This is a genomic window from Wolbachia endosymbiont (group B) of Episyrphus balteatus (genome assembly GCF_947250575.1).
Taxonomy (GTDB): Bacteria; Pseudomonadota; Alphaproteobacteria; order Rickettsiales; family Anaplasmataceae; genus Wolbachia.
The window spans coordinates 198,444-214,512 of record NZ_OX366325.1; the positions used below are offsets into that span (position 1 = coordinate 198,444).

8 protein-coding genes and 4 pseudogenes are annotated in these 16,069 nt (G+C 32.6%); 3 read left to right on the forward strand and 9 right to left on the reverse strand.

The features are described 5' to 3' along the window. Positions 1 to 3: 3 nt before the first annotated feature. Together OOL05_RS01005 and OOL05_RS01010 are read right to left on the reverse strand one after the other, a co-directional pair. Positions 4 to 261: pseudogene (locus OOL05_RS01005) on the reverse strand (ankyrin repeat domain-containing protein); the annotation flags it as partial. Positions 262 to 281: 20 nt separating this feature from the next. Continuing rightward, positions 282 to 495: pseudogene (locus OOL05_RS01010) on the reverse strand (transposase); the annotation flags it as partial. 121 nt (positions 496 to 616) lie between these two features. On the opposite strand from OOL05_RS01010, the pseudogene OOL05_RS01015 reads away from it, so the two are divergent. Next, a pseudogene (locus OOL05_RS01015) lies at positions 617 to 1,162 on the forward strand (IS256 family transposase); the annotation flags it as partial. Between the two features lie 89 nt (positions 1,163 to 1,251). Here the strand turns inward: OOL05_RS01015 and OOL05_RS01020 are convergent. Together OOL05_RS01020 and OOL05_RS01025 are read right to left on the reverse strand one after the other, a co-directional pair. Further along, positions 1,252 to 2,256 carry a TomO hydrophobic C-terminal domain-containing protein gene (locus OOL05_RS01020; protein ID WP_264730460.1) on the reverse strand — a complete coding sequence of 335 codons (1,005 nt, stop codon included), beginning with the start codon at positions 2,254 to 2,256 and terminating at the stop codon, positions 1,252 to 1,254. 89 nt (positions 2,257 to 2,345) lie between these two features. After that, positions 2,346 to 4,160 carry a leucine-rich repeat domain-containing protein gene (locus OOL05_RS01025; protein WP_264730462.1) on the reverse strand — a complete coding sequence of 605 codons (1,815 nt, stop codon included), beginning with the start codon at positions 4,158 to 4,160 and terminating at the stop codon, positions 2,346 to 2,348. Positions 4,161 to 5,136: 976 nt separating this feature from the next. On the opposite strand from OOL05_RS01025, the gene OOL05_RS01030 reads away from it, so the two are divergent. Then, on the forward strand, positions 5,137 to 11,367 hold the full coding sequence (locus OOL05_RS01030) for an ankyrin repeat domain-containing protein (protein ID WP_264730464.1): 6,231 nt from the start codon (positions 5,137 to 5,139) through the stop codon (positions 11,365 to 11,367). Positions 11,368 to 12,068: 701 nt separating this feature from the next. Here OOL05_RS01030 and OOL05_RS01035 read toward each other — a convergent pair. Continuing rightward, a complete protein-coding gene (locus OOL05_RS01035; RefSeq protein ID WP_264730465.1) occupies positions 12,069 to 12,620 on the reverse strand; it encodes a hypothetical protein in 552 nt (183 codons plus the stop codon). A 329-nt stretch (positions 12,621 to 12,949) separates the two neighbouring features. Between OOL05_RS01035 and OOL05_RS01040 the strand changes: the two genes are divergently transcribed. Beyond that, complete coding sequence (locus OOL05_RS01040; protein ID WP_264730467.1) at positions 12,950 to 13,126, forward strand: hypothetical protein; 177 nt, start codon at positions 12,950 to 12,952, stop codon at positions 13,124 to 13,126. A 713-nt stretch (positions 13,127 to 13,839) separates the two neighbouring features. Here OOL05_RS01040 and OOL05_RS01045 read toward each other — a convergent pair. The 4 genes and pseudogenes from OOL05_RS01045 to OOL05_RS01055 all read right to left on the reverse strand — a co-directional run bounded on the left by OOL05_RS01045 (position 13,840) and on the right by OOL05_RS01055 (position 16,049). Continuing rightward, a pseudogene (locus tag OOL05_RS01045) lies at positions 13,840 to 14,947 on the reverse strand (IS3 family transposase). Positions 14,948 to 15,030: 83 nt separating this feature from the next. Beyond that, entirely contained in the window at positions 15,031 to 15,243 is a 213-nt protein-coding gene (locus OOL05_RS06740; protein ID WP_141457360.1) for an ankyrin repeat domain-containing protein, read from the reverse strand. Between the two features lie 3 nt (positions 15,244 to 15,246). Further along, the gene (locus tag OOL05_RS01050) at positions 15,247 to 15,378 is read right to left on the reverse strand and encodes an ankyrin repeat domain-containing protein (RefSeq protein WP_007551899.1); all 132 of its coding nucleotides are present in this window, start codon (positions 15,376 to 15,378) and stop codon (positions 15,247 to 15,249) included. A gap of 296 nt (positions 15,379 to 15,674) precedes the next feature. Continuing rightward, a complete protein-coding gene (locus OOL05_RS01055) occupies positions 15,675 to 16,049 on the reverse strand; it encodes a helix-turn-helix domain-containing protein (RefSeq protein WP_007549999.1) in 375 nt (124 codons plus the stop codon). Between the last annotated feature and the right edge of the window lie 20 nt (positions 16,050 to 16,069).

The window sequence follows — 16,069 nt, forward strand, 5'->3', positions numbered from 1 at the left end:
CTTTTAAGCATTCCTTTTCGCTACCTCATCTATCATTTCACTTACTTGGCTCATTATTTTGCTTGCTAAATTTTCACATTCTTCCTTTATTAGCGATTTGTCTCTCTTCCTTATTTCTCCTATCTCTATTATTTTTAGTTCCGGCATATAGCTTCCATTCAACATGTCTGCTATTTCTCCCACTAGCCCCTCTATTCCATAGCACGTCAGTTCTCTACTTTTTGTTATTCCTCCTTTTTCTCTCAAAAATTTATAGCCCTTCCCATAATAGTCCAAAAAGGTCATAAGAAAGAAGAATCGACAGCATGACGAAAAGATTTGAATAAAGGAATGTTTTTCCTGGTTCTGTTTTTTATAGCAAACCAATAATGTTCAATTTTGTTAAAATCTGGAGAATATGGAGGAAGATATAAAATTTCTGTACCAACTCCTTTAGCAAATCTTATTAGACTTATGAAAAGTAGCATTATCAAGGATAACAGTTTCTCCACTCTCTCCTTCATCCAATGCTTCCATTACCTTTTTTCTTAAGTCATAACTATATGCTACTGGCATCCTTACCTTCCACTACTATCAATCCATATCTTACTCTTTTTGGACTATTATGAGAAGGGCTATAAATGACCTAAAGGAGAGAGGAGTAGATGATATTCTGATAGCTTGTGTTAAAAAGCTTTCCTACAGCTATAAATAGCGTATTTCCTAAAGCAGAAATGTATAGTACATCAGATAAGAAATTCTCTGAAATATGTATCGAGTGAAAGTTTTCATGAATGATCTGAAAAAAATATATCGTGCTTCAAGTAAAGAAATTGCTGAGAATTATCTTCTTGAGCTGGAAGAAAAATGGGGAGAAAAGTATCCTTTAGTTATAAAATCCTGGCAGAACAATTGGGAAAACTTATCCAGTTATTTTAAGTATTCTGGGCCAGTTAGGAAGCTGATTTACACCACTAATCCAATTGAGGGGTTGCATAGACAAATCAGGAAATTTACTAAAACTAAGGGTTCATTTACTAGTACAAATGCCTTGTACAAACAGGTATATTGTGCTATAAAAAAGGTAGAGTAAAAGTGGATTATGGCTCTACCTAATTGGGCTTTAACTATGTCTCAACTTGATATTTTCTTTCCAGATAGATTGAAAATTGAGTTGAACTAAAAATGCGGCTTGACACACTTTTTTGAACATTCCCTTTTATAGATAGCAAACTCAACCCTCCTGCTATTTCTCCTTACCTTGAGTTATAATCATTCCACTGTTATTTGATTCACTATAACTTCAGCATTGCTATTCTCAAGTAACTTTGAAGGCTTATTACAATAGTATATGATTTCAGCAGCAATTAGACAAAAAACTCCAACTGCTATTCCTACCGCTAACATTCCTGAGTAAACTGCAATAGCTATTCCTGAAACAATTCCAGCTATTGCTAATGTGAAAGCACATACAGTAGGCAGTTTATTTTTTTCTTTACTTCGTGGAGCATCATTATTTAAATTACTCGGCTGTTGATTATTATTTTGAATACCATTTGTTTGATCTGTTGCTACAACTGAAGTTTCTGAGTATAACCTTTCTGGAACTAACGGTTCTTCATCTGTATTGCTCTCTCTAATAGTTGCATAATTATTACTATTATCTTCTGCATTAGACTGCTCTTGAACTGCTATTGCAAAGTTTTGCATTACCGCCACTTTTAATAGTCCATCGATGATGATGCGATATTCATCCCTATTTGGTATATTTCTATTGTAATTAGGTAAAACGTTTTTAATACTTACGCTAAAGTACTTATTTATCTCTGCTAAAATTTTTTGCTGTTCAAACGTAACTTTCTCAGGATGATCAACATCTATATGTTTAAAGTATGATAAGTGATCTTGCAAAACCTCTTTCAACTCTGGGTTATCCTTGACATATTGAATTAATCTGTTGGCTAAATCTTCCATAAATGGCTCAATGTTCTCTTCTGTAATAACATCTTTTTGTGCTTCTAGCTTTTGTTCTTCTTCTAAATAATGATCATATTGTTCCAAGATCTCAGAGCTAATTTCGTCTATACTATTAATAATTTGGGTCCATGTACCTTGAATGCAGGCACTGCGACCTTCACCATATGTTGTTGACGCTATATATATTCGTTTTAGAAGAATGAACTCTTTTTGCTCTCTCCAGACCTTTTCTATGTCTAGACCACTGATTTCTTTAAATAACACATCTACTTTTTTATTGTCGTCTATATCATTTAACAATTCATGTAATTCTCTTTTATCAAATTGTTCTTTATCAAAAATTCCGCTATTTCCAAGTTCTTTTTTTATTATAGGTAATTTTTCTCTTACTAGTTCTGTTTTTTTTCCATAAGAGTAACTAGCAACTCTTTTTTCTCTTCCAGTGGAATGTTGAAATTATCAATGAGTAGTTTTATACGGCCTATAGATTCGGGTATAGTAATTTTTGCATCATCTTTTGTATAATCATATTGTAATCCTTGTGTAGGATATCCTTGGTCATATTCATCGTGGGAGTTCTTTTTTAAATAATTCTTTTTTAGTGCTTCCTTAACTTTATCAATAATATCCCCAATAAAATCTTTATCATTCGGCACAGGATTATCACCTAATGTTTTCTCCATCACCTCTCTTTTTTCTTTGTCATTTACACTAAGAAGATTTAGTCTTATTGGATCATTCTGATATTGTTTAAGTAGTTCTATACTTTCTACGTAAGAAGTCGCTGCTTGCTTTAACTGTTCTTCATCTGCTTTCGTCGATTCAACCAGTTTTTTAGCAAGAAAGTTTGTTTTTTTAACTACTGGACTTGCATGGACAGATTGGCTATCTCGTGCAATGCGCAAGTCATCTCTTTTTTGTTCAGGTCTTTGTTTAGGTATCATACCACGTTCAAAGAAAAATCTTTGCATTCCAGGGTCGTGATTATAGAAATGAGATAGTGTGTGTCCTTGCTCATTTCTTGAATTAATTAGAAAAGGATATTTATCATAGTCATCCAGCAAAACCTCTATTCCCCCTGTATAACCGTGTTGTGCAAGATCAAAAAACAAACTTCTTATAGTGCTTTCATCTAGCTTGCGAACATTACTCTTAGATTTTGCTCTTGCTTGAGACCATGATTTTTTCAGACGTTTACAAAAACCCATAGGTTCGTTATTACCTTTTATATGAGTAATTTTATCTATGAATTCGCAGTATTTCTCAGATTCGGCTAAAGCTTTTGCTCCTTTTGCATCAATATTATTGTCATTTAAATAAAGTCGAGTAAGCTTTGTAAGATTACCATTAGCTAAAGCTTCTACTCCTTCTGCACCAATATTATTGTAACTTAAATCAAGTTGAGTAAGCTTTGTAAGATTACCATTAGCTAAAGCTTCTGCTCCTTCGTTAGCAATATTGTTTTTAGTTAAATCAAGTTGAGTAAGCTTTGTAAGATTACCATTAGCTAAAGCTTCTGCTCCTTCGTTAGCAATATTGTTTTTAGTTAAATCAAGTCGAGTAAGCTTTGTAAGATTACCATCAGCTAAAGCTTTTGCTCCTTTGTTACCAATATTATTATCCGCCAAATTAAGTTGAGTAAGGTTTGTAAGATTAGCTAAAGCTTCTGCTCCTTCTTTATCAATATTATTGAAACTTAAATTAAGTTGAGTAAGGTTTTTAAGATTACTATCAGCTAAAGCTTTTGCTCCTTCTTTACCAATAATATTGACACTTAAATCAAGTTGAGTAAGCTTTGTAAGATTACCATCAGCTAAAGCTTTTGCTCCTTCGTTACCAATCTTATTGGAACTTAAATTAAGTTGAGTAAGGTTTTTAAGGTTACTATCAGCTAAAGCTTTTGCTCCTTCTTTACCAATATTATTGAAACTTAAATCAAGTTGAGTAAGGTTTGTAAGATTACCATTAGCTAAAGCTTTTGCTCCTTCTTTATCAATATTATTGAAACTTAAATTAAGTTGAGTAAGGTTTGTAAGATTACCATTAGCTAAAGCTTTTGCTCCTTCGTTACCAATCTTACACGAACTGAGAGAAAGTTCTTTAATATTTTTGTTCTCTTGCAAATAGCTTATCAAATTATTGATATCTACTTTTTTATCATACAAATGTAATCTGTTGCCTTCAACATACTGACTGAAAATCATTTTTACCTACTAATGTTATTTAATTAACAATTATAACAAATTATTTTACAATTATCAACTTTACTAATATATTAACTGAACTATATTATAGTTTGCAGAAAATACTGGATTCTATAGCGTTACAACAAATTTGATCATTTACTCTTTTAAAAATCGCAAAAAAGTACATACATTTGTGAGAGCAGCTCAAATAAAAGCAGGATTGTGAAAATAAAGATGTAAAATTTTGCAACAAAATCAGGCAAATTAGTTCGTATATAAATTTGGTGAAAGTAGGCTAAAATAGCTGATTTTAGCGTATAGTAAAATTATTATAAACAAAAATTTGAACGTATCACTTGGTAGACCAACGCATCCCAAAACAAACTCTTCTCTCACTAGCTAGTTTTGGGTTCTGGAAACGGCTGTGTCGTTTAGGTTTTTAGTGATGTGTGAGATTAAGTAGGTATTAATTTATTTAAAAATAGAAAGAGTACATTGCAGTAAAAAAACAGAAGTGTATTTGCAAGCACTGGCTTTAGTTTTAAAAATATAAACTAAAATAAGATGCTAAAACATACAAAAAAGTTCTTGTTCTACTAAATTTTTTTAGTTATACTGCAGCTTAACATAATAAATACATGGAGTGTGAATTAGATGCATTGTATTATGTACATCATTCAGAGGGCAATCCTGACTTTTTTAAGAACATATCTAGTTTAGTCAAAAATTAAAAGAAAAGCACACTGTAATCAAAGCTACTTAGAGTTACCGTAAGGTTTTACAGTAAATTGGTTTGGTGATTATACAAGAGCAAATAGAGAAAGGTTCTATTACAAGTAGCAAAAATTAGCTTTGTAGATAAGTTGTAAACTATACGTATATGAGCTTGAGCAATCGGGAAGTGAAGCTTTAAAAGAGATGTTGAAGCCAATCTCTAGAGAAGAGACTTCTGGTAAAACAATTTAAGCGTGAATATTAAAATATGAGGAATTTTATGCCAAATAAAAAGAATATAAGGGAGCAAGTAGAAGATGATAAAATGGACTATGAAGATATTGTAGGGGTATTGCCTGCTGAGTCAACAATAGGAGTAGTAGGAGTAGCAGGACCTTCATCAGAAGCAATAGGAGGTGATTATGTAGATGAATACATTAGTGAGCTTGAATACGAATCAGATTCCGATGATAACAAAATAATAGAAGGAGCAGCTCTTTTTGTTAAGACTTTTATTACAAGATTCGAGAAAGAATTATCTCAATATTCTAAAGAGGCAGAACCAGATTCAAATATACGGAAAGGAGGCAAAACTTCAGCCACCATCAATTCTATTGTGAATTATACTATTCCACCAACTCCACTTAAATTAGGTTTGATTAAAATTAATGAGTTTTTGGCTCGTTGTACTACAGAAAGACAGCATAAGGCAACATCAAAAAAGATTTCTGCAATAATTGAGCCTCACTGCAAAAGTGAAACAAGAAAAATTTTAGTAGATGCTGGCTTGGAAATTTTCCAAAGTTTTGAGGAACAATTGACTAAGGTTATGTTTGATAATCAACGTCTTTGTAGTAGGGAAGTTAAGAAATTAGCAATAGATGCTGTATATAGAATAATAAATTACTTTTCAGTTGTTAAGAAGAAAGAAGAACTTTCCGTTGCTTATATAACTGAAGGTGTTGCTTTAGGTAAATCAAAAAAGGTATATACAGTACTAGATAAGGAAAGAAATGTAGCTTTAATAACTTCACAACTATATGAGAATGTAGGAATAAGGAAAGAAGAGGATCAAACTGTTAACTATTATCAATATAATTCAGAGGAATATAGCTGTGTTGAAATGTATGGTTATCGGCTTCCCTTTGCATGGGAATTAGAAAGGTGGGAGGAGGTAGAACAAAAATATGTACTCAGTGAACCACCTAAAAAAGAATATGTATATCTTTTTGATAAGGAAAAGAAGGAAAAATTAGCCATTGATATACTAAAAGAGATTAATGAAGAAGATTATGTGCAAAGGAAAGACATAGAAAATGTAAAAGAACATCTTAGAAGACAAGATGAAAATACCTGTCAATTTTCCTTTAATTTTGACAAGATACCAAAAGTCTTCATAAAAAGAAAAGAGGTGTTGGAAGAACTAACCACAAGGTTACACAGTAAAAGTCAAGAAGTAGAAATGTCACGAATGGTCTTAATTAGTGGCGAGCCTGGAGTGGGGAAAAGCGAACTTGCTAGAGGTTATGGGTTTAGTGAAAGGCGTAAGGGTACTTGGGCAAAGATTATGTGGATGGATGCTTCATCACATAGCAAGCTTTCAAGTTCATTTTGTGATTTAGCTAAAGAGTTAAAAATTTCTATAAAAGGTGGAAAAAAGAGAAGAATTGAATCTATTGTCGAGGATACATATAAGTATCTTCAAGATACAAAAAGTTTTTTTGTTTTTGATAACTCCAATCATTATAAAGAGATTGAAAAATTTTTACCATCCAGTTTCCCTTTTCCTACTAACAAAGAAAAGCCTTTCATTTTAATTACTTCTCGTAACACGGGTTGGAAAGAAGAGATAGGAGAAATAAAGTTGAGTGGTTTTACTTTAGGACAAGGTGAAGAATTTGTTCGAAGATACTTAAATAAAGATGGAAAAGATGACCCAGAGAATGGCTCTATAGTAAAGTTAGTAGAAGAATTGGATTGTTTTCCATTGGGTTTGACAGAAGCAACAACATATATCAAACAAAAAGGGCTTAGTATTAGCAAATATCTAGAACAATGTAAAGTAACACAACAATCAAAGCCTGATCTTTTGGAGGTACAAGGTATAAATAAAAAATTATTCAAAGTTTTAAAGATCAACATTGATGAAATAAAAAAAGAGGAAAATATTGGGTGGCAAGCATATACTATTTTAACATCCATGGCTTATCTAGACCCTAATCAAGTTGATACAAAAGAAATTTTTTTCCAGGGGAAATCAACAGAAGATCAGCTAAAGATTTCAAATGCACTTAATCTACTTAATAAGTTCTCAGTGATTGAATTAAAAGAAGGGATTGCAAAAATTCATGAAGAAAAACAAAGAATGATAAGATCAGAGCAAAAGAAAGAGGAAAAAGAAGAAGAAACTTTAAGAAAAATTATGGTATCGCTGGTGGATAATGGCATTACAAACGTAAGCCACATTGTATCTGTTTGGAATTATGCAAGTAAATATAGCAGTTTAGTTAATAAATTTATTGAATCTGATTATGATGGGAGTAATATCTTACATTTGCTAGCCGAGGATGGTAATGAAGAAGTTATTAGAGATATATTAAATAGTATAGATTCAAAGAAATTAAGTGAAATTGTTAACATTGCTGATAAACGGAAAGATACCCCTTTAGACCTTGCTATCATGTATGGTCACTTAGAGATAGTTAAATATCTTATAAAAAAGGGGGCCAAATTGAGGACAAATGATAATTCTACCCCTTTACATATAGCTGCTTTATATGGTCAAGTAGAAATATTTAAGTATTTTACTGATAACGAATATTTCAAGCTTAATTGGATATATGATAATAATACTACTATTTTATACAATGCCATTGAAGCTAATAAGTTAAGTATCATTGAATACCTTGTAGAGAAAGGGGTTAATGTGAATCTAAAGGACAAAGATTATGTGAGTCCTTTGCACTTTGCTGTTGAAAATGGTCACTTAGATATTGTTGACTACTTTGTAGGAAAAGGGGCTGATGTGAATTCACAAGACGAAGATGGTATGAGTCCTTTACACTATGCTGTTGACAGTGATCACTCAAATATCGTTGAATACCTTGCAGAAAAAAGGGCTAAGATAAATCTACAAAATAGAAGTGGCATGGGTCCTTTGCACTTTGCTGCTAAAGATGGTAGGTTAAACATTGTTGAATGCCTTATAAGGAAAGGGGCTGATGTTAATCTAAAAGATGAAAATGACATGAGTCCTTTGCACTTTGCTACTGTGTATGGTTACTTAGATGTTGTTGAATATCTCATAATACAAGGGGCTATAATAGAGCCAAGGAACAAAGATGGCATGAGTCCTTTACACTCTGCTGCATTATATGGTTACTCAGGTATTGTTAAATGCCTTGTAGAGAAAGGGGCTGATGTGAATCTACAAGATAAAAATGGCATGGGTCCTTTGCACTTTGCTGCTAAAGATGGTAGGTTAAACATTGTTGAATGCCTTGTAGGGAAAGGGGCTGATGTTAATCTACAGGACAAAAATTATATGAGTCCTTTGCACTTTGCTGTCATATATGGTCACTTAGATATTGTTCAATATCTCATAATACAAGGGGTTATAATAGAGCCAAGGAACAAAGATGGCATGAGTCCTTTACACTCTGCTGCATTATATGGTGACTCAGGTATTGTTAAATGCCTTGTAGAGAAAGGGGCTGATGTGAATCTACAAGATAAAAATGGCATAAGTCCTTTGCACTTTGCCGTCATATATAGTCACTTAGATATTATTGACTACTTTGTAGGGAAAGGGGCTAAGGTAAATCTACAAGATAAAAATGGCATAAGTCCTTTGCACTTTGCTGCTAAAAATGGTAGGTTAAACATTGTTGACTACCTTGTAGAGAAAGGGGCTGATGTGAATCTACAAGATAAAAATGGCATAAGTCCTTTGCACTTTGCTGTCATACATGGTCACTTAGATAGTGTTGAATATCTCATAACACAACGGGCTATAATAGAGCTAAGGAACAAAGATGGCATAAGTCCTTTACACTTTGCTGCATTATATGGTTACTCAGGTATTGTTAAATATCTTGTAGAGAAAGGGGCTGATGTTAATCTACAGGACAAAAATTATATGAGTTCTTTGCACTTTGCTGTCATATATGGTCACTTAGGGATCGTTAAATATCTTGTAGAAAAAGTAGCCGGTGTGGATCTACAAGATAAAAATGGCATAAGTCCTTTGCACTTTGCTATCACACATGGTCACTTAGAGATCGTTAAATATCTTGTAGAGAAAGGGGCTGATGTTAATCTACAGGACAAAAATTATATGAGTTCTTTGCACTTTGCTGTCATATATGGTCACTTAGGGATCGTTAAATATCTTGTAGAAAAAGTAGCCGGTGTGGATCTACAAGATAAAAATGGCATAAGTCCTTTGCACTTTGCTATCACACATGGTCACTTAGAGATCGTTAAATATCTTGTAGAGAAAGGGGCTGATGTTAATCTACAGGACAAAAATTATATGAGTCCTTTGCACTTTGCTATCACACATGGTCAATCAAGTATCGTTAATTACCTTACATGGAAAGGGGCTGTTATGAATCCACGAGATAATAATATTTCTTTAGGCTATGCTGATGAGTTTGGTTACTATAACATCGATGAGCACCTTCTTTCTTTAAAACAAGGAGCTAATGTGAATCCAAAATACAAGGATCTTTTGTGCCATTATGCTATTGGTTATCCAAGTGTTATTAGCCACTTTGAAGTACCAGCGTATTCAGCTTCACACTCAGAAGTACAATCACATAAAAGAAGCCAAAAGGAATCTATGTACTTAAGCGAATGTAAAAAAAGAAAATTAGAAGATACAAGTGTAACATCTATACAGTTGCCTCAAGATACTGTAGATCATCTACTACCATTTGACTCGAAAGAATCACTAATTGAGCTGAAGAATAAACTGGAACATTATGTTCTTAAGTGCAGTAGTAATCATAGGATGCCTATATCTCCGCTTAACACCATTGCTGTAGAACCTGCAAACAATAAGAGCCTGAGAGAAGTTACTTCCACTGATCAAGTGCTTATTATTGACAATAAATATTGGAAGGTTGATAAGTTAAGTGGAGAGGGTGGTACTCCTTTACACTATGCTGTTATCAGTGGTAATATAGATCTTGTTAAATATCTTGTAGAAAAAGGGGCTGATGTAAATCTACAGGATGAAACTGCAGGGCCCTTGCATTTTGCTGCTCAAGAGGGTCGTTTAGACATTGTTCAATATTTTATCGAAAAAGGAGCTAGTGTAAATCTGCATGATAGAAATGGTATGTGCCCTTTGCACTATGCTATTAAAAATGGTTTTTTAGATATTGCTAAATGTCTTATTACACGCGGGGCTGATATAAATCTAAAGGACGAAAATGATATGAGCCCTTTGTGCTATGGTACTGAAAGTGATAAATTAGATATTGTTCAATATATAGTGGAACAGTCTACTGGAAATCTATGTAAGAAAAATGTTATGAGTTTTTTGTACTATGGTACTGAAGATGATAGATTAGATATTGCTGAATATCTTATAGAGAAAGAGATTAGCATAATTTTAAATAAATCTGATAAAGTTAGTATGGATTTTTTCCGCTTTGATGGCTTTTATGATCGCTTAAATAATATTAAGTCCCTTATAATGCGAAGCACTATGGTGGATCCACTGAACAAAGAAGGTATGAGTGCTTTGTACCTTGCTACCATATATGGTCGCTTAGATCTTATTGAACAACTTGTAAGAGGGGGGGCTGATGTAAATGAACAGGGTAGAGAAGGTATGTGTCCTTTGCACATTGCTACCGCATGTAATCACTTAAATATTATTGACTATCTTATTACAAAAGGGGCTGATATAAATAAGAAGAATAGAGAAGGCTTAATTCCTTTACATATTGCTGTTATTCATGGTCATTTAGGTAGTGTTAAGTACCTTGTAGAGAAAGGGGCTGATATACATCTAGAGGATAAATGTGATGTAAGCCCTTTACTTTATGCTCTTTCTATTACAATTGGCTGCCCAAATATTAGTTTCCGCCTTATTAATCATTGTTCTTCTTTAGCGCAAGGAATTGATGTGAACTCCTTACACAATACTCTTTTGAACAATCATGCCCTAGTCATTTGTTACCCTAGAGCACAATCCTTAGCTTTAGACTTAAGATTACAATCACATAAAGGACACCAGAAAAGATCTACATATTTCAGCGAGTCTAAAAAAAGAAAATTAGAAAATATTAGTATAACATTTAGTATAACATTTGAAGAAAATGCATTAAATACACAATTGCTTCAAGGTAGTCAGAATCTACCATTGAACATATCAATGCAATTTGAGGATCTTGCTGATAGAACGAAGAGCATGATTAATATAAATAGTGAGATGCCCGCGTATTCATTTGATAGCGTTGCTTTAGAACCTGTGAATAACAAAAACTTAAGAAGATAATTTTACAGTAAGCTATCTCATTTTATGAGAGGAATATTCACAAAATTTGAGAAATAAGATGATAAATTGATATAAAGAAAAGTTCCAACAGATCTAGTGGTAGACTAACCCATTCCAAGAAAAACACTTCTCACGCTTGCTGGTTTTAGTTGCTGGAAATGACTATATTATTTAAATTTTTAATGACATATGAGATTAAGTGAGTGTTAATTTATTTAGAAATACAAAGAGTACATTGCAGTAAAAAAACAGAAGTGTTTCTGCAAGCACTGGCTTTAGTTTTAAAAACACAAACTATAATAAAATGCTAAAACATGCAAAAAACTCTTGCCTTGTTAGATCTTTATTATTCATAATAAAGTTACATTTTACGTAATAAATATGTGGGAGTATTGTGTTAAAGACATTGCGTTCTGTAAATTATTTTAAACAAGCAGTTAATCGATCTGAGTTAAATAAGAGAGCAAAAAAAAGATACACTACCATCTAGTAATCAACAAATACCGATTGATTTAGATTTGCCAGAAGGTTTTACAATAGGGGAAGCTATTGTTGAAGGAGATTGTTTCTTTCACGCAGTTGCACAGGTACTTAAACATCTTAAACCTGATATGAACTTTACTGTAAAGTCTTTAAGAAATGTTTGTAAGGTATTTGCACAGAGTCAACTTGATCTTGATTCGTCATGGCTTACAAAAGCGTTAAAAAATGACGGTAGAAGCATTTCTTATAATATTATTTACAGTTTCAATATCATTACTAAAAGAGCGGTATGCATTTTGTACTGAAGATACATCACCAGTAGTATCTAAGTAGTTATAAGGATTTACCTGATGTGAGTAAATGTCAAAGAAAACACACTTGTCATCAATCATACCTCTGTATATATATGTATCATAAGCAATACCTGCTGCACCTTCACTTGCATGAAGATATATAAAGTGATATCCATTTATCAATATTTTATCTGGTAACACTTTTCCTGTACTGTTAACATGACGTTCGTAATTCATACATGTTGGGTAACTACTATAACATGTTTCTTCTGAAACATCACCCTTGCTAATTAGCACATCTCCTCTTATGTAATAGTGGTAGATATCAGACTTATCAATTTCGAATGAGACAACTTTTCTTGAGTCTTTTATGAGAGAATCACTTTTGTAATGAGTTATCAGGGCACTATTATTATCACCTATAATCATATTATTAGGTAGTGGTAGCTGCAAACCACTGTTTTGATCGTAAAACATATCTGGTTTTTCCTTTGCAAGAAGTGGCAAATGAAAAAAAAGAGTGAAGGTTAAAATTTTACATGAAAAATCAATATACACCTTTAACATTAGCTAGAATGAAACAAGAAAAGTTTTTTTCTCATCATATAGGTTACTTTAATTATTGTCTATTCTATTTACTGATATACGTTGGACTTATAGTTTGAAAAAAATTTAAACCAAAAATTTTGTAGTGTGTTTTGAAACTGAAACTTACGCAAAAAAAATTCTAGCATCACTAGGCTCTGTGGACAAAAAATAAGAGAGAAAAGAAAAAAAAGAGGTAGTTTAATCTAATGAGCATAAGAATGGAAAAACTACGAATGGAATATTATATAAAAGAAAGAAATTGGAAACAAATTTTAGAGTTCATAAAAAGCGTGAAAGGAATACATAGCAAAGACGAAAAACGTTTAAATAGAAGCAGTGTGGCATATGGCACAAACAGTGGAGGCTTTTGCCAAAAATCTATGGCAATTACATAAGTATACACAAACGATTTAAGAGGTGGTGCGAAAGGGATATTTGGAAAAATTTATTGGAGTACGCAAAACGAGGGTCAGATTTAGAAACTGTTATAATTGATCCACCAATGTTCAGCTGGCTATACAAAACCATACGCGTCAAGTTAAGGAAAAGTGACATAATGAGGGAAGAAAATGGCAAAAAACTATTTTATATATTAAGTAGTTAAGTTAATAATTTACATTATTTTAGGCAAGAATTTCCTAAAAAATAAATGTAACAAATAAAATACCCTCTTTAAATGTTGCTATATTTGACAGTATTTCCTTAACTTGACGCGTATGGCTATACAAAACACTCCCAGGAGAAAGAAGCTTTAGGGCGAAACAAAGGTGGTTTCATAACTAAGATACATGCACTTATTGATGCACTTGGAAATCCTCTTATAAGTTTGCTCTAACTGTTGATCAAAGGAATGAGATTACACACAGCAGCAACATTAACTGAAAACGTCTATAATACTACTTTAGTTGCTGATAAAGGCTGCGATAGCAATGTTTTTGTTGCAAGTCTCGAAAGCAAGGGATGTACAGCCCCCAAAACGAAATCGAAAAGTGCAAAGTATAATGCACCCATTTGTCTAGACCATTTTTTTCAAAGTGATCCGATTTTTAAAATGAATATGTTGATAAATACGTCGACACATATTTAAAGTATTTATGAATATATTCATTTACTGTTTATGATAATAGAGATCAGCAGGAACTTTATAATGTAGAGTCTGATGTCGCCTTCTATAGTTATACCAAGCAACAAAATCGTTTATTATAAGATTCAAATCTCTGATACTATTTGGTCTATAATAATATATAGCTTCTTGCTTTAAAGTTCTCCATAAGCGCTCAACAAATATATTGTCGAAGCAACGTCCTTTATGGTCCATACTGATTTTAATATTAGCACGCTCTAATTCCATAATAAAGTTGTAGCTAGTAAACTGTACCCCTTGATCACTATTAAAAATCTCAGGTTTACCTTGTTTTAGAGCTTCTTTGAGAGTATAAAGGCAAAATCCAGCATCGAGATATGGTGATAATGAATGAGCAATAATATAGCGACTATACAAGTCCATTATTGCCACAAAATAGACAAACTTACCTTCTACCATAATATATGTTATATCAGTAGCCCATACCTGATTAACTCTACAAATAATCAAATCTTTGAGTAAATAAGGATATATTTTATGCTTTTTTTCTTTAATACTTGTATTACATCTTTTTCTACAATACAGCCCACTAATCTTCATTTTTTTCATAATTCTTAAGATTTTTTTGTGATTGACTACTACTCCACTCGCTATGATCTCAGCAGTAATTTTACGATATCCATAACGGCAATCAGAAGCCAAATATACTTCTTGAATCAAATTTCACTTTCGTTATTAATTATAGGCCTATAATATAGGCTAGATCTGCAAATCCCCAGTAAATCAGCCTATTTCCTAATTGACAGATCAGAATCTTTTTCTATAAATCTTACTCTATCTTTTTTGCTTATTTCAGTAATTTTTTTTTCAAATAACTATTTTCCACTGTCAATTCTCCTATTACTTTATGTAAACTTTCTATTTCTTGCGCTAAGATTCTTTGTTTTCTCGCACTTTCACTTTCTTCAACAAATAGGTCTTTTAACCTTGCCAATACTCTATCACGCCAATCATATAGATTTGTTGATGGTATTTTATATTCACTACATATCTCAGCTGTGCTTCTTTGATTTTTTATTGCTTCCAAAGCTATCTTTGCTTTTAACTCTGGTTCATATTTTTTTGTTGCCATACTTTTACCCCTTTACTTTCCTACTCGGATCAACCATTTTTTTTGGTCTAGTTTATGGGGTGCATTATATTCTATGAGAAATTCTACAGATGGTAAATGGCCTTCCTTGGCAGCATAGTAGACTGATCTGTAGTTTTAGAATTATTAATAAATGATTCTTGTTGTTGCTTTTCTATTAGAAGCTTTACAATTCCTAGATATCCTTTATTGGTAGCATAATGCAAAGGAGTCCAATTGTTTTTACCTTTTGTACCAACTTCTACTCCCTTATTGAGAGAAAATTTTACAATATCGATATTTCAAAAATCAGCTGCAATATGAATAGGCTTGTTTTCGTCATTAGTTTTAGCGTTAAAACTTACACCTTTATTATTTACTAAAAATTTTGTTACTTCTAAGCTATCAAACTTAGCTGGATGGTGCACAGCCATCTTGACCAAAAAATCATCCCCCTATCGCGTTCTTATCATTATGCCTTATACCCTGTATTACACCTTCAGATATAGTCATTTCTAACCTCCAACATCCTTGCTAATAGACCCTCACTAAAACTGCCGAAAAGACTTTATAAGTTAATATTCTAAATCTCAGTATTTTATGGTGCAGGTTTTGATTTTTAAAACATTATACTTTGTGTAGGGTATAACTACACGCATCAAAGTGAAAGAAAAGCAAAATGATGAAGAAAATGAAAGTTTAAGTTTTCTTCAACGACTCAAGGAGAGAACTATGCTTTAAAGCCTGTATTAGCAAGAGCCTTAATCACTAAATGAACAATGTCACGCAGAGTTTCATCCTCAATTTTTCTATATTCCCTCACTAGCCTTGATATTTCTTCGCTGCCTACATCGCTATGGAAGGCCTTATCATGTAAGTCTTCAGAGGCTTTGGTAAAAAAATACGACATATCAACCGATAGTACTTCTGCTAATTTATATAACCTATCAACTACAAGCCTAATCTCTCCGCTTTCATATCCTTGTACATGCTGAAATGAAATTTCAAGCTTTTTTCCTAAGTCTCTTTGACTAAAACCACACATTAGCCTTCTTTTCCTTATTCTTTCACCTATTTGTTTATCGATAGGATGTTGTATAGTCATTTTACGTATCAGGTAATATT

Bases quoted from the DNA above. Each gene is read 5' to 3' on its own strand.
- OOL05_RS01025 (WP_264730462.1), bottom strand. From the start codon at position 4,160: ATGATTTTCAGTCAGTATGTTGAAGGCAACAGATTACATTTGTATGAT.
- OOL05_RS01040 (WP_264730467.1), top strand. From the start codon at position 12,950: ATGGAAAAACTACGAATGGAATATTATATAAAAGAAAGAAATTGGAAA.
- OOL05_RS01055 (WP_007549999.1), bottom strand. From the start codon at position 16,049: ATGACTATACAACATCCTATCGATAAACAAATAGGTGAAAGAATAAGG.
- OOL05_RS01035 (WP_264730465.1), bottom strand. From the start codon at position 12,620: ATGTTTTACGATCAAAACAGTGGTTTGCAGCTACCACTACCTAATAAT.
- OOL05_RS01030 (WP_264730464.1), top strand. From the start codon at position 5,137: ATGCCAAATAAAAAGAATATAAGGGAGCAAGTAGAAGATGATAAAATG.
- OOL05_RS01050 (WP_007551899.1), bottom strand. From the start codon at position 15,378: ATGGCTGTGCACCATCCAGCTAAGTTTGATAGCTTAGAAGTAACAAAA.